Source organism: Helicobacter pylori, assembly GCF_900120335.1.
In the GTDB taxonomy this organism is placed as follows: Bacteria; Campylobacterota; Campylobacteria; order Campylobacterales; family Helicobacteraceae; genus Helicobacter; species Helicobacter pylori_BU.
Window position 1 is genome coordinate 356,522 of record NZ_LT635477.1, and the last position, 19,876, is coordinate 376,397.

Here is a 19,876-nt window from a genome sequence, read left to right on the forward strand (position 1 = left end):
GTGCCAATGAAAAATATCCGCAATTTTTCCATTATCGCTCACATTGACCATGGTAAAAGCACTTTAGCGGATTGTTTGATTTTTGAATGCAACGCTATCAGTAACAGAGAAATGAAGAGCCAAGTGATGGACACTATGGATATTGAAAAAGAAAGGGGCATTACAATTAAGGCTCAAAGCGTGCGCTTAAATTACACTTTTAAGGGGGAGGATTACGTTTTAAACCTCATTGACACCCCAGGGCATGTGGATTTTAGCTATGAAGTGTCTCGCTCTTTGTGTTCGTGCGAAGGGGCGTTATTGGTGGTGGATGCCACTCAAGGCGTGGAAGCGCAAACCATTGCAAACACTTATATCGCTTTAGATAACAATTTAGAAATTTTACCGGTGATCAATAAAATTGATTTGCCTAATGCGAATGTTTTGGAAGTCAAACAGGATATAGAAGACACGATAGGGATTGATTGCTCTAACGTTAATGAAGTGAGTGCTAAAGCTAAGCTTGGCATTAAAGATTTGTTAGAAAAGATCATTACGACCATTCCTGCCCCTAGCGGTGATCCTAATAACCCCTTAAAAGCGCTCATTTATGATTCATGGTTTGACAATTATTTAGGGGCGCTAGCGTTAGTGCGGATCATGGATGGGAGCATCAACACAGAGCAAGAAATTTTAGTGATGGGGACGGGTAAAAAACATGGCGTTTTAGGGCTATACTACCCTAACCCTTTGAAAAAAATCCCCACCAAAAGTTTAGAATGCGGCGAGATTGGTATTGTGAGTTTGGGGCTAAAAAGCGTTACTGATATTGCGGTGGGCGACACGCTCACAGACGCTAAAAACCCTACCCCTAAACCCATTGAAGGCTTTATGCCGGCTAAACCCTTTGTGTTTGCGGGGCTTTACCCTATAGAAACGGACCGGTTTGAAGATTTAAGAGAGGCGCTATTGAAACTCCAGCTTAACGATTGCGCTTTGAATTTTGAGCCTGAAAGCTCCGTGGTGCTTGGCTTTGGTTTTAGGGTGGGCTTTTTAGGGCTATTGCACATGGAAGTGATCAAAGAAAGGCTGGAAAGGGAATTTGGCCTTAACTTAATCGCTACCGCTCCCACGGTGGTGTATGAAGTGCATTTAACCGATAATAGCATCAAATACGTCCAAAACCCTAGCGAATTGCCCCCTGAAAATCATATCGCTTGCATCAAAGAGCCTTTTGTGAGGGCGACGATTATCACGCCGAGTGAATTTTTGGGTAATTTAATGCAGTTATTGAACAATAAAAGAGGCATTCAAGAAAAAATGGAATATTTAAACCAGTCTCGTGTCATGCTCACTTATTCCTTGCCCAGCAATGAAATTGTGATGGATTTTTATGACAAGCTCAAATCTTGCACGAAAGGGTATGCGAGCTTTGATTATGAGCCTATAGAAAACAGAGAGGCTCATTTAGTGAAATTAGACATGAGGGTGGCAGGCGATGTGGTGGATGCGCTTTCTATCATTATAGATAAGAATAAGGCGTATGAAAAGGGGCGAGCTTTAGTGGAAACGATGAAAGAGCTTATCCCAAGACAGCTTTTTGAAGTCGCTATCCAAGCGAGCGTGGGGAATAAAATCATCGCCAGAGAGACGATTAAATCTGTCGGTAAGAATGTAACGGCTAAGTGCTATGGGGGCGATATTACACGAAAAAGAAAACTCTTAGAAAAGCAAAAAGAGGGTAAAAAACGCATGAAGGCTATCGGTAAGGTGGAACTTCCCCAAGAAGCGTTTTTAGCGATATTAAAGATTGATTAGGGCGTTTAGCTTCTATGGCAAAACACAAGAACTATGAAATTTTAAATCTCATAGGCTATGCTTTGGCAAAATTTGATAATGACTTTATTAAAGAATTTGGTTTTTCTACTAAAAATGCTTTTTTTGAATATTGCGTCCAAATCGGCTTGGCTGAAACGACTGGCGTTATCAAAAATCGCATGGATTTATTTGATTATTTTTTTCCTAATAAACGCAAAGGCTGGTGGCAAAAAGGCGATGCCTATATCCATAGAAAATTATGGATTGATAGTTTGTTTGGAAATGAAAGCGTTAAGGGTTTTAGCCATATTGTGAAATGGTTTTTGCAGGAACAATACGGAATCAAAGATTTAGGCGTTACCCCTAACGCTTACCTTAAAACCCGCTATAAAAGCATGCAAGAAACAGGTTTAGAAGCCGAATTGTATTTCTTAAACCACTATAAGAACATCAAAACATTCTCTCATGGGCATTTAAAAGACATGCGTCTTTTTGGCGATGGGTATGACTTCTATATTCAAACCAACAAGCAAGCGTTTTTAGTGGAAGTTAAGGGGATTAGAGAAAAACAAGGAACATTGAGATTGACCCAAAAAGAATACGAGCAAGCGCAAGCGTATAGCCATGATTATGTGCTTGTAGTGGTATTGAATTTGAGTGAAAAACCCTATCTTTTATCTGTCGCTAACCCTTTAAAGCATTTAGAGTTTAAGGCATGCGAGAGGAAGCAAAAAAGCATTTTAGAATACCACTTAATAGGGCAAATAAAATAACTTTGAATTTTACAGGGGGCTATAGGAGTGGGGTTCAAATTGATAGGAATGCCCCCAAACGCACTTACAAATACACCAAAAAAGATTGCGATTTAATTTTAGGGATAGACACTCGTACGAGCGAATGCTATATTATCCCTATTGAAGACACGCAAGAATGGGGCAACACAAAGAGCTTGTCGCAACTCCAACACTATAAAGAGAATTGGCAAATTTTGATTGACTTGGCGTTGGAATAAAAATATAAAATTACATTCACAAACAAGAAAAAAGATCTCTTTAATCATATAGTGTTGGTTATGTTAAAAAGATAAAATCAAATTGGACTTTAAAAACAAAAGCTCTCGTTCACACACCGCCTATACAAGCGCTTTAAAGAATGACTTGCCCTTAAACCCTAACTTAGTGGAAGCAAAAACCAAAGAAAATTTTTACAAGCTTTTAAAATGGCTCAATCCTAAAATGAACGCTGATAATCAAGTGGGTAATAAAAAAATTTGATTGGGGCGATAAAAACATTAAGGGAATTAGAGGCCATTGGAACACTCCCTAACCATCACAGAGACGGCAATAGCGTCTCAAACCTTAATGGGAATACCCTATCACAAACGAGTTTAAAACACAAAAGCCACAACGAATTGAACAATAAAAAAGAAAAAATAAACATGCAAACACACGCATGCATGGAAATTTTCACAAGTCAAAGAGGCAAAAGAAATTTTTGAAGACTCGCAAGCCAAAAACAATCCTAAACCATTCGCTCTTAAGCTTTTGTGGCGAGTTTATTGATCGCTTCAGCGTTCATGTCATCTTGATGGGTTTTTAGCACTTTAGAATACATGTCCAAAAAGCGGTTGATTTCAATCAAAGCGCTCATTTCACGCACCGCATTGACATTGCTTTTTTCTAACATGGATTGCCTTAACGCGCCAGAGTCAGAGACTTGATGGACGCCTTCGCCCTGATAGGTATAAAGGTTTTGCCCTATTTTTTTAAGGTTTTTAGGTTCGCTAAAACTCACTAAAGCCAACGCGCCCGCTTGAATTTGGGCTTCATTATCCCTAAAAGTGATTCCGCCATTTTGATCCACTTCAATTTCAGCGTTAGGCATGAGCATGATCCCTCCTTTTTCGTTCAAGCCAGAGCGTGAAAGCACCTTAAAGCCATTAAGAGTAACTAAAAAGCCGTCTTTATCAACGCTAAAATGCCCGTCTCTAGTATAGGCGACGCCCTCGTTAGTTTGTATCGCAAAATAGAGGTTAGGGCTTGTTAGGGCAAAATCTAGGGGGTTATTCGTCCCTTCAAACGCGCCAAGACTCCTATCCGTATAGATTTCTGATAAAATAGGCACACGATTGAGATTGCGGTTGAGATACTTCGCACTCGCTTTGGTTTGATCTTCTAAGGGCAGTTGCTCTCGGTATTGTTGGTAAAGCCTTAAAAAATCGCCTGTAATCGCGTCATCTCTCTTAAAGCCGTTGGTGTTTAGGTTGGCTAAATTGTTAGAGGTTAAATCCAAGCGGTTAAATTGTGTAGCCATTGCTCCTGTGGCCGCATAATACCCATTTTGCATGCAATAATCCTTTTAAAAGAAAAAATTATAGCAAAAATCAAATAAAAACTAAGATTTACTCCAAATAGGTTTTTTTAGGGAATATGATAACCATAACCATAAAGATAACAATACTAACCATGACATAGCCCACAAACCCCGCTTCAAAACCATGTTGTTTGAACTCTAACGCTACATAACTCGCGCTCCCTCCAAAAAGCGCATTGGCGATCGCATAGGCTAAACCCACGCCAAGCGCTCGCACATGTTCAGGGAATAATTCCGCCTTAATAACCCCGGCAATGCAAGTGTAAAAACTCATGCTGCTCAATGCGAGTATTTCATAAAATAGGGCTTCATACACGCCAGTGGCATGCTTGATACCATAAAAGACAACAGGTGTTACAATAAGCCCTGTGATAGCAAAAACCATCAGCATTTGGGTGCGTTTGATTTTATCCGCAAGCATCCCGCATAAGGGCTGTAAGAAGATGAAATAAGAGAGCGCTAAAAGCATGATGAAACTGCTTTCTTTAGGGCTGAATGATGAGCTGTTGGTTAAAAAGATCTTTAAATACACCGTAAAAGTATAAAAGCACAAACTCCCTCCCATAGTTAGCCCAAAGACTATCATTAAGGCTTTTTTATGGTGGAGCAATTCCTTTAAACTGCCTCTTTCTTCTTTAATAGTGGTTTTGGAAGTTGTTTTGCTATCCATAGTTTCTTCCATGATATTTCTTAAAAAGAGCGAAAGTAGGGCTAATATACCCCCTAAAGCGAATAAATAACGCCAAGCGAACGCGCTGATTTGCTCATGCGTGTAAATGTTTTCAACGATAAAGAGCGAAAAAATAGCTAAGAGTTGCCCTCCAACTAAAGTTACATATTGAAAAGAGCCATAAAAACCTTTTTTACCATTCTTGCCTAATTCAGAGAGGTAAGTAGCGACCACGCCATATTCGCCTCCCACGCTAAAGCCCTGTAAAAGTCTGGCTAATAATAAAAACAAGAACGCCCATTCCCCTACGATTTCTTTAGTGGGGAGCAATGCGAGCATGAAAGAGCCTAGCGCCATAAGGATAATGGAATACACCATGGAAGTTTTACGCCCCTTTTTATCCCCTAATTTACCAAAAAACAAACTCCCCAAAGGGCGCATGAAAAACCCTAGCATGAAAACCAAAAAAGCTGAGATGAGCGCTAAAGTGGGGTCATTGGTGTGGGTAAATTCCTTAGCAAAATAAGGAGCAAGGAACGCATAAGCGTAAAAATCATACCATTCCACTAAATTACCTGAACTAGCGGCTAAAAGGGATTTTAAGGGTTTTTTGGTGGTTGGTTGGATCTGGGGGTTCATGGCTATCCTTGAACATGAAATTTTTAGGTAATTTTACTAGGAGTTAGGGAAACTACAGATAATATTTGATTAATAGGTTAAAGGATTATTATTAAACTTTCAATTTAATTTTGTTTAAAATATATTATGTGTATAATCATAAGAAATTCACTCAAAGGTAGTGCCATGCTTATAAACGCTGTCATAGAAAAAGATGAGAATGGGTATTTTGCTTTTGTCCCCTTTCTAAAAGGCTGTGTATCACAAGGGAAAAGTTATGAAGAAGCCCTAAGAAACATTAAAGAAGCCATAGAGCTTTATTTGGGAGATTTAGAAGCCGATGAGTTAGCTTTTCTTTCTAAGAAAAATTCTGTAATAGCACCCATTGAGATAGCTTTTGCCTGAATTGCCACGACTCACAGCTAAAGAAGCAGAGAAGCTATTATTGCAGAATGGATTTGTTTTCTCTAGGCAAAAAGGCAGCCATAGAATTTATGTGAAAGATAAAATCAGGCAGGTTTTGCCTTTTCATTCTGGCGAAATCTTGCACCCTAAAATAGTGAAAGAAATCATGGAAAATATCCTTAAATGAAATCTAAAGAAGTCTTAAAGATCTTAAAAATATCCCGTGTTACTCTTTGGAAGTATGTTAAAAGTGGGAAGATACGAGTTAAACAAGAACCCAATGGTTACTATATATACAACGATTCTGATGTCTATTCTTTAGCAGGAATTGAAGATGGTAGGCTGAATGTAGTTTATGCTAGGGTAAGCACTCAAAAGCAGAAACAAGACTTGCAAAATCAAATAGAAAACTGTATCTCTTTTATAAATGCTAAAGGAATATCTGTAGATAGTATCTATTCTGATATTAAAAGCGGCATGTCTTTGGACAGAAAGGGTTTTATGGATCTTCTTAATGCGGTAATGGCGTTTAAAATTAAGGCGGTTTATATTTCCTATAAAGACCGATTAGCTAGATTGAGCTATGAGTTAGTAGAAAAGCTATTTAGCGATTATGGCACTAAAATCGTTATTATCAATCAGTGTGAATCAATCAGTTTAGAGCAAGAACTGTTTGAGGACATCATGCAAACAATCCATTCTTTTTCTATGAAGATGTATTCTAAGCGCCGCATTGCTAAAAAGTTGCTTTTAGAGAGTAAGGTTAATCCAGCCTTGCTAAAATCTCTTAATGGGGAAACAGATGACCTTGACTGAACGCCATATTATTAGACCCACGCACCCCATTTTTAAACGCATTAAGGACTTTTGCCATCTGTCTAAAAACCTTTACAACTACGCTAATTTTATTTTAAGAGAGCATTACTTTGCAGGTTTTAAGTTGCCTACAGCCTACGATTTAATCAATCGCTTTGTCAAAGAAAGCCAAAGAGATTACAAAGCTTTGCCTGCCCAAAGCGCGCAACAGGTATTAATGCTTTTATCTCAAAATTGGAAAAGCTATTTAAAAGCCCTTAAAGCTTACAAACTCAAGCCTTCTAGCTTTCTAGCGCGTCCAAAAATCCCTAAATTCAAACCAAAAGATGGCGTATCTATAGGGGTTTTAACAAACCAGCAAACTAGCTTTACGAAAGGACGCATGACAAAAATTAAATTCCCAAAAAAAGCTAATTTAAAAAGACTTATCACTAAAATAAACCCTCAAACTTCTAGGCTAAAGCAAGTGCGCTTAATCCCTAAAACCACTTGTTTTATCGTGGAAGTTGTCTATGAGCAAACCACGCACAAACTCCCACAAACTCATGGCATTGGCATTATGGGTATTGATCTAGGCTTGAACAACTTCGTAACTGCAATAGATAATCAAAGTAGTCCTTTTATTATCAAAGGCGGAGGGGTGAAGTCTGTCAATCAGTGGTTTAACAAACTCAAAGCCCATTATCAAGCCAAAGCCAAGACTTCAAATAAGCGCTTTTGGACAAAACGCTTAGGCAAATTAGCTCTATGGAGGGAGTGTAAAGTCAATGATTTTATGCACAAGGCGAGCGCCTATGTGGTGGGGCATTGCTTAAAAAAGGGCATTTCTACAATTGTCATCGGTAAAAATGATGGCTGGAAACAAGAGCTAAAGCTAGGTAAGAGAACCAATCAGAACTTTACTAATATCCCTTATGAATCCTTTATTGAAAAACTAGCCTACAAGTGTGCTTTGGTTGGGATAACTTTGCATACAACAGAAGAGAGATTTACGAGCAAGTGCGACCACTTGGCTAACGAACCCATGCAGCACCACGAGCAATATTTAGGTAAAAGAGTTAAACGAGGGCTATTTAAATCTAGCATAGGCAAATCCCTAAACGCCGATATTAACGGTGCAATTGGCATTTTAAGAAAAGTATTCCCTGATGCAGTGAAAACTCTAAGGGATAGCGGAGTAGTGTTTACTCCAGTAAAAATCTCGTTGGCGTTTTAAACACGATGGGAAAATTTACAAAAAATAACTTTTTAAATACTTTTAATAAGATTAAAGAGTTTTTTAGACATGGTGTTTGTGTTATTGAGAAAAGTTTTTGTTTTTAATGAAGCGTTGGTGATAAAATCTAAAAAATACGCAAAGGCATTTTTTACAATCCAATAATAAAGGGCTTGCTAAAAGCGGGCGGTAACTTTTTAAAGCGGTTTTTTAGGGGATTTAGTTGGGGTTTTTAGGGGAGAATGATTTCAAAATAGCCCCTATCCCCTTAAGAAAATGAGTTTTAAAATAAAACTATTAAATAAAGTTTAAAAAAATTTAAAAATTAAAAACAATATTTTTATTACCAACATTCAATAAAAACAAGTCCTAAAAATTTTGCAAAATCTCTCTGTTGCCTTTGGCGTTTCTTGGGGATAGAAAGCCTTGAGCTTCTAATTCGTCAGTAATGGTGGCGGCTTGGTTGTAGCCGATTTTTAATTGCCGTTGTAAAAAACTCGTAGAAGTGATCTTTTTTTCTAAAATCACCGCTTTAGCCCTTTCTAGAATGTCATCGCCTTGATAGTTAGGGGTGTCTAAAGGCATGCGCGATTCTTCTAGCAAGAAATCTTTATCGTATTGTACTTCTTTTTGGGCTTTAATAAAATCCACGATTTTTTTGATTTCATCTTCAGTGGCAAAGGGGGCATGCAAGCGCACTAACCCGTTTGTTCCTGGGGGGGTAAAGAGCATATCGCCCCTTCCTAGCAAGCTTTGCGCCCCATCGGTGTCTAAAATCACTTTAGAATCAATCTTAGTGCCTACCCTAAAACTCACCCTTGAAGGCAAATTGGTTTTAATCAAGCCGGTTACGACATCCACGCTTGGGCGTTGGGTCGCTACAATGAGGTGCAAGCCGCTCGCTCGCCCCATTTGAGCGATTCTAGCGATAGGAAACTCCGCTTCTTTGCCCCCTGTCATCATCAAATCCGCTAATTCATCAATCACCACAATCAAATAGGGGAACGCTTCAACGCCGTTACTTTTAGCTTGTTCATTATAAGAATCAATGGTTTTAACCTTGTATTCGCTCATTAAAGAATACCGGCGCTCCATTTCTTTAGCCACGCTTTGTAAAGCCCCAATAGCTTTTTTAGGATCAGTGATAATGGGCGTGAGCAAATGAGGGATATCCGCATAAATGCTAAATTCCACCATTTTGGGATCGATCATCACTAATTTGAGCTGTTCAGGGGGGTTTTTATAAAGTAAGGATAAAATCATCGCATTCACGCCCACGCTCTTACCGCTCCCTGTCGTGCCGGCGATGAGCAAGTGGGGGAGCTTTTTTAAATCCGTGATGAAAGGGTTACCCACAATGTCTTTGCCTAAAGCTAGGGTTAGAGGCGAGCTGGATTTTTGAAACAATTCGCTCTCTAGAATTTCTCTTAAATAAATAATCTGGCTTTGGCTGTTAGGGATCTCAATACCGACAACATCCTTACCCTTGATAGGGGCTTGAATGCGGATGGATTCAGCGCATAAAGTCATTGCTAAATCATCGCTCAAGCCTAAAATACGGCTCACCTTAACGCTAGGGGCTGGGCGGAATTCAAAAGTGGTTACAATAGGGCCTGAATAAGTGCGGATAATATCGCCATCAATTTTAAAGGTGCGCAGCTTGCTCAATAAATCCTGGATTTTTTGGTCAATCTCGTTTTCGTCTAAAGAAGTTTCTTTCAAGCAAACCGCATTCAATAATTGCGTTGTGGGAAGCTCATAATCTTTGGGTTTTTGTACTTCGCCATAATCCAATCCGTCTAATATTTCTTTATTTTCGCTCAATTCTTTAACCATAATGGGTTTTTTAGTGCTGGTGGGGGTTAGTGGGCTAAAGTTTGGAGCGTTTTGTGTTTCTCTTTTTTCTTCTTTTAGATTTTCTTTTTCTTCTATATTTTCTTCTTGTGCGTTTTCTTGTAAATCATCTTCTTTTATGGGGTGGTTAGGGTTTTGTGGTTTTCTGTTTTGTTGTCATTTTCTGTGTTGGGTGCGGATATGGGCATGATAGGTTTGAGTGTGGTGGGCGTTTCTTTTTTTAGCGTGGGTTCTTTTTCTTTAGTTTCTTGCTTAGGTTCTTTTAAAGTGGGGTTAGTCAAATCATCAAATCGGTTTCTTTTAGGGTAAATGGTGTAATGGGTAGGGGGGTGTGGGGAAATTTGGACTAAGCCTTCTTGCGGCTCTGAATTATTTAAGGTCGTGTTATAAGGGGTAGGGATCGCTAGAAACGATTCTTCGTTAGGGGGTTTGTGGTTTTCATCAATAGGGTTTTCTTTGAGATTTTCTTTTTCTTTGTCGTTGTTGGTTTCTTTTTTTTGAGAGTCTGATGGGGTGTTTTCAAAACCCTCTTTTTTCAGGCTAAAATTAGGGCTAAAGGCCTGTAAGCATTGTTTGTAAATCTCTTTTAAAAGGTTTTGTGTTTTGTTCATATAAGGATAAAAAACGCTTTTAGGGGGCAGTTTGAATAAAATCAAATAAGAGATGACTAGCATGAGCGTTATCAGCGCATAAAGCCCAAAATCCCCTATAAAAGGGCGTAAAAACAAACGCGCGCTGTTGCCGATTTCCCCTTGATTCAATAGGCTAGATTGCAAAAAGAGCAAAGATAAAATGCCTAATAGATGCCCTAAAGTTTTTTCTAAAACGATTTCTGTAAAAGGGTTTTTAGCCCTGTATAAAAGGAATAAAACCCACGCCAAATAGGGTAAATTAATCAATGAAAGATACCCAAAATATTTTTTATTGATTGCGGCAAACCACACCCCAAAACGCCCCACTAAACCGCTATTACCTAGCCATGAAGATAGGGTTAAAAACGCTAATAAAACCCCTATGATTAAAACCAAGTAAAGTTTTTTAGATTTCATCGGCTGCACATGTCTTTAAAAGAGCAATACTCACAATCTTTAACCTCTAAAGTTTTTTCAAAATCAATTTCTTGTTTGAGCTTGGGGATAAGAGAAAATTCCAAATGATCCATTTTAGCCTGTAAAATAAGCTCGTCTTCTTCTAGCAACTCGCCCTTCTTCAAATCATAGAAAAAGGCTTTTATAGGCTCTTTGTAGCCTAGATTTTTAAGGGCAAACGCATAGATGGCCATTTGATAATCCGTGCTGATTTGAGCGATTTCTATGGGGCTTAAGCTTCCTCTTTGTGTTTTACTCATGTTGTCTAATTTCAAATCGTTCTTGAATTTGTAATCCAATAAAATAATTTCATTGTCAGCCGTTTTGTCAATCCTGTCTATGCGCCCTTTAAAAATAACGCCTTGAATGATCGTTTCAAAGCCTTTTTCAAGATCAAGGATTTTGATTTTTGCGTTAAAGCGTTCTCGCTCTTTTTTATAAAAAGCCTGAATTTTTTTGAGCGCTACAAGAGTGTCTAAACGCTCTTTAGGGGTAATGTTTTCTCTTGTTTCCAATAGCCAAATGAGCCTTTCTTCTAATAAATGGGGGGTTTTATCTTTTTCATAAGCTTCTTTTAAGAGTTCATGGATCAAACTGCCCACAGCGCTATTGCTTTCGTCTTTAGGGCTTTCTTTAAAGTGCTTCATGTAGTGGTAGTAAAAACGGCGCTTGCAAGTTAAAAAAGCGTTTAATGAGCTAGCGCTAAAGCTAAAATCTTTAGGGATAGCGGCTTTGATTTCTTCTTCTTGATACTCTTTAATAGGGCTTGTTTCAAAAAGCGTGTAAGCGTCTTTGATAGGCTCTATATGCAAATCCAATTCTAAAAGCATGTTAGAAACTTTTGAGGTTTCGCTCTCTATATAAGAAAGCGCCACTTCTTTAGAGTTTTTAAAGAGCTGGTAGTAATAGTGCTTTTGCAAATTTTTCTTATCCAATAAAGTGGGGAGGTTGAGCGATTTTCTTAAAGCGGAGTTTAAAAACAAATCGCAATCTTTAAGGCTTGGCACACAGGTTTCATTGAAATCCACAATAACCACTTTATCAAATTGCATGCCCCTTGTCTCTAAAGTGTCCATGACTCGTATTTTGCCCCCACTAGAATCGTCTAAGCGGAAATTGGTTTCAAATTCTTGCAAATACAAATGCAATAAATCCTTAAGGCTGTAGTTTTTAAGCGTGTCTTTTAAAAGATGATACTGGTGCATGATTTGAGAATGCGCTTCTTTTAATGGCGCTTTTTCTTTAGAGCTTTGTTGTTCTAAAAGCGCAAGGGTAATATTTTCTAAATCTAATAGAGCAGATCCGCTTAAATCAAGATCGCTTGTTTCTAAATCTTCTAAGATTTTGACAAGCTCTGTATAATAAGGGCTGTTTTTAGCCCCTAAACCCATCGCAAAATTCAAATTGTTGTTTTTGTCTAAGAGCTTTAAAAAAGGTAAAAAATCCGCATTAGGCGTGATGATCGCCATTTTATTAGGGTCGTTATTTTCTTGCAAATATTCTTCTGTGGTTTGTAAAACTAAAGCGCCTTGTTTTAAATAACTGGAGTTAGCATAAAGCTTTGGCTCTATTTTTTGATCATTAAAAGTTTGAGAAAGGATCTTTTGGGTTTTAAAATCAATGGAATAATCGCAATCTGTTTCTAATTTGAGATTTAAAAATTCCAAGAATTTTTGGTTGTATTTATCGCAAGATAAGTGTAAAGTGATAGGCACTAATTCGGCCACTTCTAATAGGCATTGCCTTTCAAAAACGCTCATAAAGCCGTCTAAATGCCATTCAATGGAGGAAAAATGCTCAAAAAATTCTTTTAAAATCGTGGGCTTTTTTTGCATGATTTTGTCGTAAAAGCCTAATTCTTCTAGCTTTTTAACATAGCGATCATAAATCATTTCTAAGACTTCTAAATGCTTTTCATAATCCAAGTAAATGTCTTTAAAAGAAAGTTCATTGAGTTTGATACAAGCAGAGCTTAACTCATCAAACAAATCAAACAAAAAAGAAGTGCTTTCCAAATACCCTAAAAAGCTGTTCTCAAAAAGCAAAAGCCCTTCAAGCACGGATTTTTTTTCCTTAGCGATGGCTTTAATGGTGTCTATCATTAAAATTTGGCGTGTGCTTTTAGGGATTTTCTTTTGATTGGGGATGTAAAAAGCCTGTTCAAAAAAACTCCCCATGCTCATCGCACTAGGCAAAAACCCTTCGCCTTGCTCTAAATAGAAATGCTTTAAACGCCTAGTGGAGCTAAAAACAAACAAGGGGGCTTTTTCTAAAAAAAGTTTTTCTAAGTTCATGCGTTGAGCAACCTTTTAGCTTGAATGGTAACGTTTTCAACGCTAAAGCCAAATTTTTCAAAGAGTTTATCGCCCTTTGCCGAACTCCCAAAAGAATCCATGCCAACGATTTTATCCGCAAAACGATACCACTCTATCGCACGGCTCGCTTCAACCACTAAGACTTTACCCTTAAAGAGTTCTTTAAAATAGCTTTCATCTTGCTCTACCAACAAGTCAAAGCATGGCGCGCTCACCACTTGAGTGGGGATATTTTCTCGCTCTAAAATCTTAGCGCTCTCTAAAGCCAAAGAGACCTCGCTCCCGCTCGCAACGAGCGTGATAATGGGATCTTTAGAGTGGTGTTTAACATACGCCCCTTTTAAAACCTGCTCTTTAGAAACCTCATCAAGCACAGGCAAATTCTGGCGCGATAAAATAAGAGCGCTAGGGGCGTTCAAACTTAACGCCACTTGCATGCAAGCCTTATTTTCAAAAGCATCGCTAGGCCTGAAAGCATAGAAATTAGGCAAAGCGCGTAAATGGCTCAATTGCTCTATGGGCTGGTGCGTCGCCCCGTCTTCGCCCACCCCAATGCTGTCATGCGTGAAGATAAAAAGGGCTTTTAGTTTCATTAAAGCGCTCAAACGCATGCTAGGCATTAAATAATCGCTAAACACAAAAAAGGTCGCGCAAAAAGGCAAAAACAAGCCATACGCCGCTAAAGCGTTAGTGATAGCCCCCATGGCATGCTCTCTGATCCCAAAATGCAGGTTTTGCCCTAAAGGGAAATCGCCAGAATGTTTCAAATGCGTGTTATTAGACGGGGCTAAATCCGCGCTCCCTCCCAAAAAGCCCTCGCATTCTTTAGCGATAGCGTTTAAAATCATGCCGTTACTCACTCTCGTGGCTAGAGATTCACCCTTTTTAAAGGCGGGGTAATTAATGGCGTTAAAATCAAAATTCTTTAACGCATGGATTTTTTCTTTTGTTTTAGGGATTAAGGATTTTTCCCACAAGGCTTCTAAACTAACGCCCCTAACTTTCACTTCTTCAAAATGCATTTTGTTTTTTGGGCTGATTATAAAGCTTTCATCAGGATTGATTTGAGCGTTTTCTTTGGATTGTTTCAACACTTCTTTACTTAAAGGCGAGCCATGCGTTTTTTCACTCCCCTCTAGGCCAATAGCCCCCTTACCAATGATCGTATGAGCGATCAAAAGCGTGGGTTTATGGGATTTTTTGGCTTCTTCTAAAGCGTCATTAATGGCTTGATAGTCATGCCCATCGCATTCTAGCACTTCCCAATTTTGCGCTAAAAAACGCGTTTTAACCTGTTCGCTGAAACTAATGTTAATAGCGCCTTCAATGCTGATCTGGTTGCTGTCATAAATCACGATGAGGTTATCAAGGCGAAGGTGCCCGGCCAAAGAAGCGCTCTCATAACTAATGCCTTCTTGCAAATCCCCATCCCCACACAAACAATAGACTTTATGAGAAATGGCTTCTTTATCTAAAAGGGTTTGAGCGTATTGGCTCGCCATGCTAAAGCCCACAGCGTTAGCAAAACCTTGCCCCAAAGGGCCTGTCGTAATCTCAATGCCTTCGGTGTGGTGTAATTCAGGGTGTCCTGGGGTTTTAGAGTGTAATTGCCTGAAACGCTTTAAATCATCTAAACTCAAATCAAAGCCCCACAAATGCAACAAACTATACGCTAACGCGCTCGCATGCCCTCCGCTAAAAACCAACCTGTCCCTATTGAGCCATTTAGGGTTGGTGGGGTTTAGATTAAGGTGCAAACTTAAAACCACCATCACATCAGCTAGCCCTAAGCACACGCCCGGATGCCCGCTATTAGCCTTATCTATCATGTCCGCGCACAAAAAGCGAAGCGTGTTGGCCATGCTTTTTAATCGTTCTAAATCAGCGTTACTCAATCGCATCAAATTTTTCCATTTTTAAGGTTTTTAGAAGCCATTTTAACACAAATTATCTCAAAATCTCTTTGGCCATTAAGATGTCTTGTTGGATCTGATTTTTAAGCTCTTTTAAAGAATTAAAACGCTTGTTATCTCGTATTTTTTGAACCCAACGCAAAGCGATTTCTTTGGGCGGGTTTTCTATGATAGTATCAAGAACATGGCATTCTATGGCGAAATTGTGATCCGTGCTTAAGCGATTGCCTATAAAACTCACGCTTTTTTGATAAATCTGATCTTTTACTTTCACCAAACTCGCATACACCCCAAAGCTAGGGAGGATAAAATCTTTGGTTTTGATATTTAAAGTCGGTGCTAATTCTTTATGCCCTAAACCTTGATCGCTAATGACTTCCCCGCACACTTCATAAGGCCTGCCTAAGAGCTTATTAGCCAAAGATAAGTCGCCATGACTTAGGGCTAGTTTGATCATCTTAGAATGCACGCTAATGTTTTGGACTTTCACTTCAGGCACAATAATGGTTTTTTCAAAACGCTCTTTTAAAAATAAAGCGTCATTTTGTCTCCCATGCCCAAACCTGAAATCATAGCCTACGACTAGGCGTTCTAAGTTGGGGAATTTCTTTTTTAAAAGCTCTAAAAAATCTAGGGCGTTTAATTGTGAAATTTCTTCTAAATACACAAAAAATAAAGGCATCTTAACGAGTTTGGCGCGGTATTTTAGGGGGGTTAAATAGCCCTTAGTGTAATGCTTTTTTTCTATGATTAAAAGGGCTTTGGGATCTTTTAATTCCTTAAAAAGGGCTTGATGCCCTAAATGCAAGCCATCAAATTTACCGATAGCTAGGCTTTTAATCTCAGGCTCGCTTGAAATGGATAAAAAATTCAACATTCCCGTTTTTCCCTTTCACTAAGCTTTCTTGGATCGTTAAGATTTGAAAATCCTTTGTTTTTAAATGGTTTTTAAAGTTTTCTAAAGCGTTCAAAATGGCTTCTTTATCCATCACCACCCCCTTTTTATTGCGTTTTGTGGCTCTGCCCACTTCAAATTGCGGTTTGAAAAGTGCTAGAAATTCACCGCTTAAAGGCACAATCGCTTCTAAAATACAATATAAAGAAATAAAGCTCACATCACAAAGCGCTAAATCAATTTTTTCTGGCGTTTTAAACCCTCTAATATCGCATTCTTCGTAACATTCTATGCGCTGGTCGTTTTTCAAACTTTCATCTAATTGCATTTTCCCCACATCCACGCAAAGCACCTTTTTAGCCCCTTTTAAAAGAGCCACTTGACTAAAGCCCCCCTTACTCGCTCCCACGTCTAAAACAACCTTTTCTTTAAAATCTATAAAGTGATTTTCTAAAAAAGCCCCTAATTTTTCCCCAGCCCTGCTAACGAATAGATTGGGAGCGATGAGTTCAATTTGATCACCCTCTTTAATGATAAAAGAGGGTTTAGAAACCACCATTTTATTGACTAAAACCTGTTTTTTTAAAACCAACGCCTTAGCTTTTTCTCTGCTATTTGCTAAATGCTGGTTGAATAGGGCGTAATCTAGGCGCATTAAAATTGAGGTAAGGGGACTTGATAAGCGAAATTAAAAACAATTTTGCCTAAACTATAGGCATCAAGCTCTAGTTTGGCTTCTTGCACCGCTAAATAATCCAATTTGTCAAAAGCGAGCAAAAAGGCTCGACTCCACCTGTTCGTGGTTTCTAAAATGCCATCAAATTCATCTTTTGTGATTTCTCGCACCCATAAAGGCTCTGAGCCTGTAGGTTTTGTGCCAAAAAGTTCATAAGAAATATAGCCATCATCTATCCAGTCGTTATTTTGCGTGAAAATCTCCACTAAAAAATACTCATGATCGTAGTAAGTGCCGCTATCCACATCGTTTAAATGCGTAGCGATAGCCGTGATGATAGGCACATTATCTTGGGTGATTTCGCCTTTCCTGCTGGCTTGGATCTTTTTTTCTAAAACTAAGTCTAGCGTGTAAGTGTCTTCATTAAAATTGCTCACACACCCCAAACAAAAGAATAAAAACACCAGAAGTATTGAGAGATTTTTCAAGCCCATTCCTTGCTAAAACCCATGCCATTTTTAGCTAAAATAAAATCCATATTATAACTAAAAGGGGGTTTTATGCCAAAAAAATGCCGACACTTGCTCCAAACTAGCGATTTAAGCCTAGATGAAATCAAGCTTTTATTAAAAAAAGCGAGCGTTTATGCGAACGATTTTAACGCCGTGTCTTTAGAGACAAGAGAAAAAATGCAAAATAAAATCATCGTGGCTTTATTTTTTGAAAATTCCACCAGAACGGTGTCTAGTTTTGAAATCGCAAGCTTGAGGTTAGGGGCAAAAATAGTGAAATTAAACATGCAAACGAGCTCCACTTCAAAGGGTGAAACCCTAATAGACACTTTTAAAAATATCCATGCCATGCAGCCTGACGCTATCATCACACGGCATGCTTTTTCAAGCGCGCCTTTTAAATTGGCTGAATTTTCACAATGCCCCTTGATTAACGCAGGAAGCGGCACAAGCGCTCACCCTACCCAAGCCTTATTAGACTTGCTCACCCTTTATCGGCATTTTGGCAGTTTGGAAAATCTAAAGGGGAAGAAAATCGCTTTTATAGGCGATGTGAAAAATTCCAGAGTGGCTAATAGCAACATTAAATTACTCCAAAGGCTAGGGCTTGAGATCATGCTGTGCGCTCCAAGCTCCATGCTCCCTATCACTCCTTTAAAAACGACGCATAACATTGAAGAAGCGATAGGATTTGCTGACATTTTAATGAGCTTGAGGACCCAAACCGAACGGCACAACGCGCCCATTTTTGCGAGCTTGAAAGATTATGGCAACGCTTATTGCATCACCCAAAAACGCCTAGATGATCACGCTAAAAATAAAGAGGTCATTATTTTACACCCAGGCCCGGTGCATAGGGATATTGATATAGAAAGCACGGTGTTAGAAGACAAGCGATCTAAAGTTTTAGAGCAAGTCAAAAATGGCGTGGCAATGCGCATGGCGGTGTTGGAGTTTTTATTAATAAATTAAGTTTAAAAAACTTAAAAAAGGCTTTTAGCATTGTTTAAAATCAATATAAGAACTTTCATATTAAAAAAGTGGGTTTGGTTGTAAAACGGTGCAAAAATCCCACTTTGATTAAATTTTGATTTACTCTATCTCATTCTATGATGAAACTAAAAAAATTTCGTTATAATCTAAAATAGTTGAGTTAATTAAAAGTAAATAAATAGCTTGATTATGCTTCTTTGTTTTTTAGATCAGTTAAGAATTGTATAGTCTTTAAGATGTATTGGCTATTAAAAGGGAAAAAATGAAAAATAGCGCGCCTTTAAAGAATAAAGTTTTTTGTGGGTTATACGTTTTGAGTTTGAACGCTTCTGTGCAAGCGTTTGATTATAAAATTGAAGTTTTGGCGGAGTCCTTTTCTAAGGTTGGCTTTAATAAGAAAAAGATTGACATAGCTAGGGGGATTTATCCTACAGAGACTTTTGTAACCGCTGTGGGTCAGGGCAATATTTATGCGGATTTTTTATCCAAAAGCCTTAAAGATCAAGGGCATGTTTTAGAGGGAAAAGTCGGCGGCACAATCGGTGGGATTGCTTATGACAGCACGAAATTCAATCAAGGCGGATCGGTTATTTATAATTACATCGGTTATTGGGATGGCTATTTAGGGGGTAAAAGGGCCTTGCTTGATGGCACGAGTATCCATGAGTGCGCGCTTGGTTCTGATGGCAAGGTGATTGATTCTATAGCGTGCGGGAACGCTAGAGCCAATAAGATCCGCCGTAATTACTTGATGAATAACGCTTTTTTAGAATACCGCTATAAGGATATTTTTACGGCTAAAGGAGGGCGTTATCAATCCAATGCTCCTTATATGAGCTCTTACACGCAAGGTTTTGAAATCAGCGCTAAAATCAAGGATAAAAATGAGGGGAGTCATAAATTATGGTGGTTTAGCTCATGGGGTAGGGCGTTCGCTTATGGGGAGTGGATTTATGATTTTTATTCTCCAAGAACCGTGATTAAAAACGGGCGCACTCTAAATTATGGTATCCATTTAGTGGATTACACTTACGAAAGGAAAGGGGTTAGCGTCAGCCCTTTTTTCCAATTTTCGCCCGGGACTTATTATAGCCCTGGGGTGGCTGTAGGCTATGATAGTAACCCTAATTTCAATGGCGTGGGCTTTAGATCCGAAACGAAGGCTTATATTTTGCTCCCTGTCCATGCCCCCCTTAAAAGGGATACTTATCGTTACGCTGTGAAAGCGGGTACTGCCGGGCAAAGCCTGCTCATTAGGCAACGATTTGATTACAATGAATTTAATTTCGGGGGAGCGTTTTATAAAGTATGGAAAAACGCAAACGCTTACATAGGCACGACAGGAAACCCTTTAGGCATTGATTTTTGGACCAATAGCGTTTATGATATAGGGCAAGCCTTAAGCCATGTGGTAACCGCTGATGCCGTCTCTGGCTGGGTTTTTGGTGGGGGCGTGCATAAAAAATGGCTGTGGGGGACTTTGTGGCGTTGGACTAGCGGCACTTTAGCCAATGAAGCGAGCGCGACTGTTAATGTGGGCTATAAGATCAGTAAGAGTTTGACAGCGAGCGTGAAATTAGAATATTTGGGCGTGATGACGCATTCAGGCTTTACGGTAGGGAGTTACAGGCCCACGCCCGGCTCTAAAGCGCTTTATTCAGACAGAAGCCATTTGATGACAACCCTTAGCGCTAAATTCTAATCAATCGCTTTAAGCTGTTTATTAAAGCGTTAA

Annotated in this window: 18 protein-coding genes and 1 pseudogene; 11 read left to right on the plus strand and 8 right to left on the minus strand. The window is 38.9% G+C overall.

Annotated features, from left to right (window positions below; translation table 11 throughout):
* The first annotated feature begins 6 nt into the window (after nt 1–6).
* The 5 genes from lepA (at nt 7) to CS889_RS08235 (ending at nt 3,295) form a co-directional block, all read left to right on the plus strand.
* The gene (gene lepA / locus CS889_RS01775; protein ID WP_172825146.1) at nt 7–1,797 is read left to right on the plus strand and encodes a translation elongation factor 4; all 1,791 of its coding nucleotides are present in this window, start codon (nt 7–9) and stop codon (nt 1,795–1,797) included.
* A gap of 14 nt (nt 1,798–1,811) precedes the next feature.
* A complete protein-coding gene (locus tag CS889_RS01780) occupies nt 1,812–2,570 on the plus strand; it encodes a protein NO VEIN domain-containing protein (protein ID WP_001052094.1) in 759 nt (252 codons plus the stop codon).
* Nucleotides 2,571–2,572: 2 nt separating this feature from the next.
* Nucleotides 2,573–2,809: a hypothetical protein gene (locus CS889_RS01785; protein WP_001011849.1), complete on the plus strand. Its 237-nt coding sequence runs from the start codon at nt 2,573–2,575 to the stop codon at nt 2,807–2,809.
* A gap of 82 nt (nt 2,810–2,891) precedes the next feature.
* Nucleotides 2,892–3,071, plus strand: coding sequence for a hypothetical protein (locus CS889_RS01790; RefSeq protein ID WP_089086657.1), 180 nt, complete (start codon nt 2,892–2,894; stop codon nt 3,069–3,071).
* Nucleotides 3,068–3,295: a hypothetical protein gene (locus CS889_RS08235; RefSeq protein ID WP_157694392.1), complete on the plus strand. Its 228-nt coding sequence runs from the start codon at nt 3,068–3,070 to the stop codon at nt 3,293–3,295. Before CS889_RS01790 ends, CS889_RS08235 begins: the two co-directional genes overlap by 4 nt.
* 38 nt (nt 3,296–3,333) lie before the next feature.
* Here CS889_RS08235 and CS889_RS01795 read toward each other — a convergent pair whose 3' ends face one another.
* Both CS889_RS01795 and CS889_RS01800 read right to left on the minus strand, forming a co-directional pair.
* Nucleotides 3,334–4,143, minus strand: a complete 810-nt coding sequence (locus tag CS889_RS01795) for a flagellar hook-basal body protein (RefSeq protein WP_001179241.1) — start codon at nt 4,141–4,143, stop codon at nt 3,334–3,336.
* Nucleotides 4,144–4,198: 55 nt separating this feature from the next.
* The gene (locus CS889_RS01800; RefSeq protein WP_089086658.1) at nt 4,199–5,479 is read right to left on the minus strand and encodes an MFS transporter; all 1,281 of its coding nucleotides are present in this window, start codon (nt 5,477–5,479) and stop codon (nt 4,199–4,201) included.
* A gap of 165 nt (nt 5,480–5,644) precedes the next feature.
* Between CS889_RS01800 and CS889_RS01805 the strand changes: the two genes are divergently transcribed.
* Genes CS889_RS01805 through CS889_RS01820 form a run of 4 tightly spaced genes read left to right on the plus strand, consistent with a single transcriptional unit; the run spans nt 5,645 to nt 7,895 of the window.
* Entirely contained in the window at nt 5,645–5,863 is a 219-nt protein-coding gene (locus tag CS889_RS01805; RefSeq protein WP_000906664.1) for a type II toxin-antitoxin system HicB family antitoxin, read from the plus strand.
* Nucleotides 5,856–6,050, plus strand: a complete 195-nt coding sequence (locus CS889_RS01810; RefSeq protein WP_001114660.1) for a type II toxin-antitoxin system HicA family toxin — start codon at nt 5,856–5,858, stop codon at nt 6,048–6,050. Before CS889_RS01805 ends, CS889_RS01810 begins: the two co-directional genes overlap by 8 nt.
* Nucleotides 6,047–6,679, plus strand: coding sequence for an IS607 family transposase (locus CS889_RS01815; RefSeq protein WP_089086659.1), 633 nt, complete (start codon nt 6,047–6,049; stop codon nt 6,677–6,679). The genes CS889_RS01810 and CS889_RS01815 overlap by 4 nt, the downstream gene beginning before the upstream one ends.
* Nucleotides 6,666–7,895, plus strand: a complete 1,230-nt coding sequence (locus CS889_RS01820) for an RNA-guided endonuclease InsQ/TnpB family protein (RefSeq protein ID WP_024117745.1) — start codon at nt 6,666–6,668, stop codon at nt 7,893–7,895. Before CS889_RS01815 ends, CS889_RS01820 begins: the two co-directional genes overlap by 14 nt.
* A 369-nt stretch (nt 7,896–8,264) precedes the next feature.
* Here CS889_RS01820 and CS889_RS01825 read toward each other — a convergent pair.
* The 6 genes and pseudogenes from CS889_RS01825 to CS889_RS01850 all read right to left on the minus strand — a co-directional run bounded on the left by CS889_RS01825 (nt 8,265) and on the right by CS889_RS01850 (nt 17,130).
* Nucleotides 8,265–10,798: pseudogene (locus CS889_RS01825) on the minus strand (DNA translocase FtsK).
* Entirely contained in the window at nt 10,795–13,131 is a 2,337-nt protein-coding gene (gene addB, locus CS889_RS01830; protein WP_089086661.1) for an ATP-dependent deoxyribonuclease AddB, read from the minus strand. The pseudogene CS889_RS01825 and the gene addB overlap by 4 nt, the downstream one beginning before the upstream one ends.
* On the minus strand, nt 13,128–15,053 hold the full coding sequence (gene tkt / locus CS889_RS01835) for a transketolase (RefSeq protein WP_089086662.1): 1,926 nt from the start codon (nt 15,051–15,053) through the stop codon (nt 13,128–13,130). Before tkt ends, addB begins: the two co-directional genes overlap by 4 nt.
* 46 nt (nt 15,054–15,099) lie before the next feature.
* On the minus strand, nt 15,100–15,942 hold the full coding sequence (locus tag CS889_RS01840) for a bifunctional riboflavin kinase/FAD synthetase (protein WP_089086663.1): 843 nt from the start codon (nt 15,940–15,942) through the stop codon (nt 15,100–15,102).
* Nucleotides 15,908–16,615, minus strand: coding sequence for a 23S rRNA (cytidine-2'-O)-methyltransferase TlyA (gene tlyA, locus CS889_RS01845; RefSeq protein ID WP_089086664.1), 708 nt, complete (start codon nt 16,613–16,615; stop codon nt 15,908–15,910). Before tlyA ends, CS889_RS01840 begins: the two co-directional genes overlap by 35 nt.
* A complete protein-coding gene (locus CS889_RS01850; RefSeq protein WP_000523510.1) occupies nt 16,615–17,130 on the minus strand; it encodes a hypothetical protein in 516 nt (171 codons plus the stop codon). Before CS889_RS01850 ends, tlyA begins: the two co-directional genes overlap by 1 nt.
* 66 nt (nt 17,131–17,196) lie before the next feature.
* On the opposite strand from CS889_RS01850, the gene pyrB reads away from it, so the two are divergent.
* The gene (pyrB, locus tag CS889_RS01855; protein WP_089086665.1) at nt 17,197–18,120 is read left to right on the plus strand and encodes an aspartate carbamoyltransferase; all 924 of its coding nucleotides are present in this window, start codon (nt 17,197–17,199) and stop codon (nt 18,118–18,120) included.
* Between the two features lie 283 nt (nt 18,121–18,403).
* Nucleotides 18,404–19,843, plus strand: a complete 1,440-nt coding sequence (hofB, locus tag CS889_RS01860) for an outer membrane beta-barrel protein HofB (RefSeq protein WP_089086666.1) — start codon at nt 18,404–18,406, stop codon at nt 19,841–19,843.
* Nucleotides 19,844–19,876: the final 33 nt, after the last annotated feature.

Bases quoted from the DNA above. Each gene is read 5' to 3' on its own strand.
- CS889_RS01780 (WP_001052094.1), top strand. From the start codon at position 1,812: ATGGCAAAACACAAGAACTATGAAATTTTAAATCTCATAGGCTATGCT.
- CS889_RS01800 (WP_089086658.1), bottom strand. From the start codon at position 5,479: ATGAACCCCCAGATCCAACCAACCACCAAAAAACCCTTAAAATCCCTT.
- hofB (WP_089086666.1), top strand. From the start codon at position 18,404: ATGAAAAATAGCGCGCCTTTAAAGAATAAAGTTTTTTGTGGGTTATAC.
- CS889_RS01795 (WP_001179241.1), bottom strand. From the start codon at position 4,143: ATGCAAAATGGGTATTATGCGGCCACAGGAGCAATGGCTACACAATTT.
- lepA (WP_172825146.1), top strand. From the start codon at position 7: ATGAAAAATATCCGCAATTTTTCCATTATCGCTCACATTGACCATGGT.
- CS889_RS01850 (WP_000523510.1), bottom strand. From the start codon at position 17,130: ATGGGCTTGAAAAATCTCTCAATACTTCTGGTGTTTTTATTCTTTTGT.
- tkt (WP_089086662.1), bottom strand. From the start codon at position 15,053: ATGCGATTGAGTAACGCTGATTTAGAACGATTAAAAAGCATGGCCAAC.
- CS889_RS01815 (WP_089086659.1), top strand. From the start codon at position 6,047: ATGAAATCTAAAGAAGTCTTAAAGATCTTAAAAATATCCCGTGTTACT.
- pyrB (WP_089086665.1), top strand. From the start codon at position 17,197: ATGCCAAAAAAATGCCGACACTTGCTCCAAACTAGCGATTTAAGCCTA.
- addB (WP_089086661.1), bottom strand. From the start codon at position 13,131: ATGAACTTAGAAAAACTTTTTTTAGAAAAAGCCCCCTTGTTTGTTTTT.
- tlyA (WP_089086664.1), bottom strand. From the start codon at position 16,615: ATGCGCCTAGATTACGCCCTATTCAACCAGCATTTAGCAAATAGCAGA.
- CS889_RS01840 (WP_089086663.1), bottom strand. From the start codon at position 15,942: ATGTTGAATTTTTTATCCATTTCAAGCGAGCCTGAGATTAAAAGCCTA.
- CS889_RS01820 (WP_024117745.1), top strand. From the start codon at position 6,666: ATGACCTTGACTGAACGCCATATTATTAGACCCACGCACCCCATTTTT.
- CS889_RS01805 (WP_000906664.1), top strand. From the start codon at position 5,645: ATGCTTATAAACGCTGTCATAGAAAAAGATGAGAATGGGTATTTTGCT.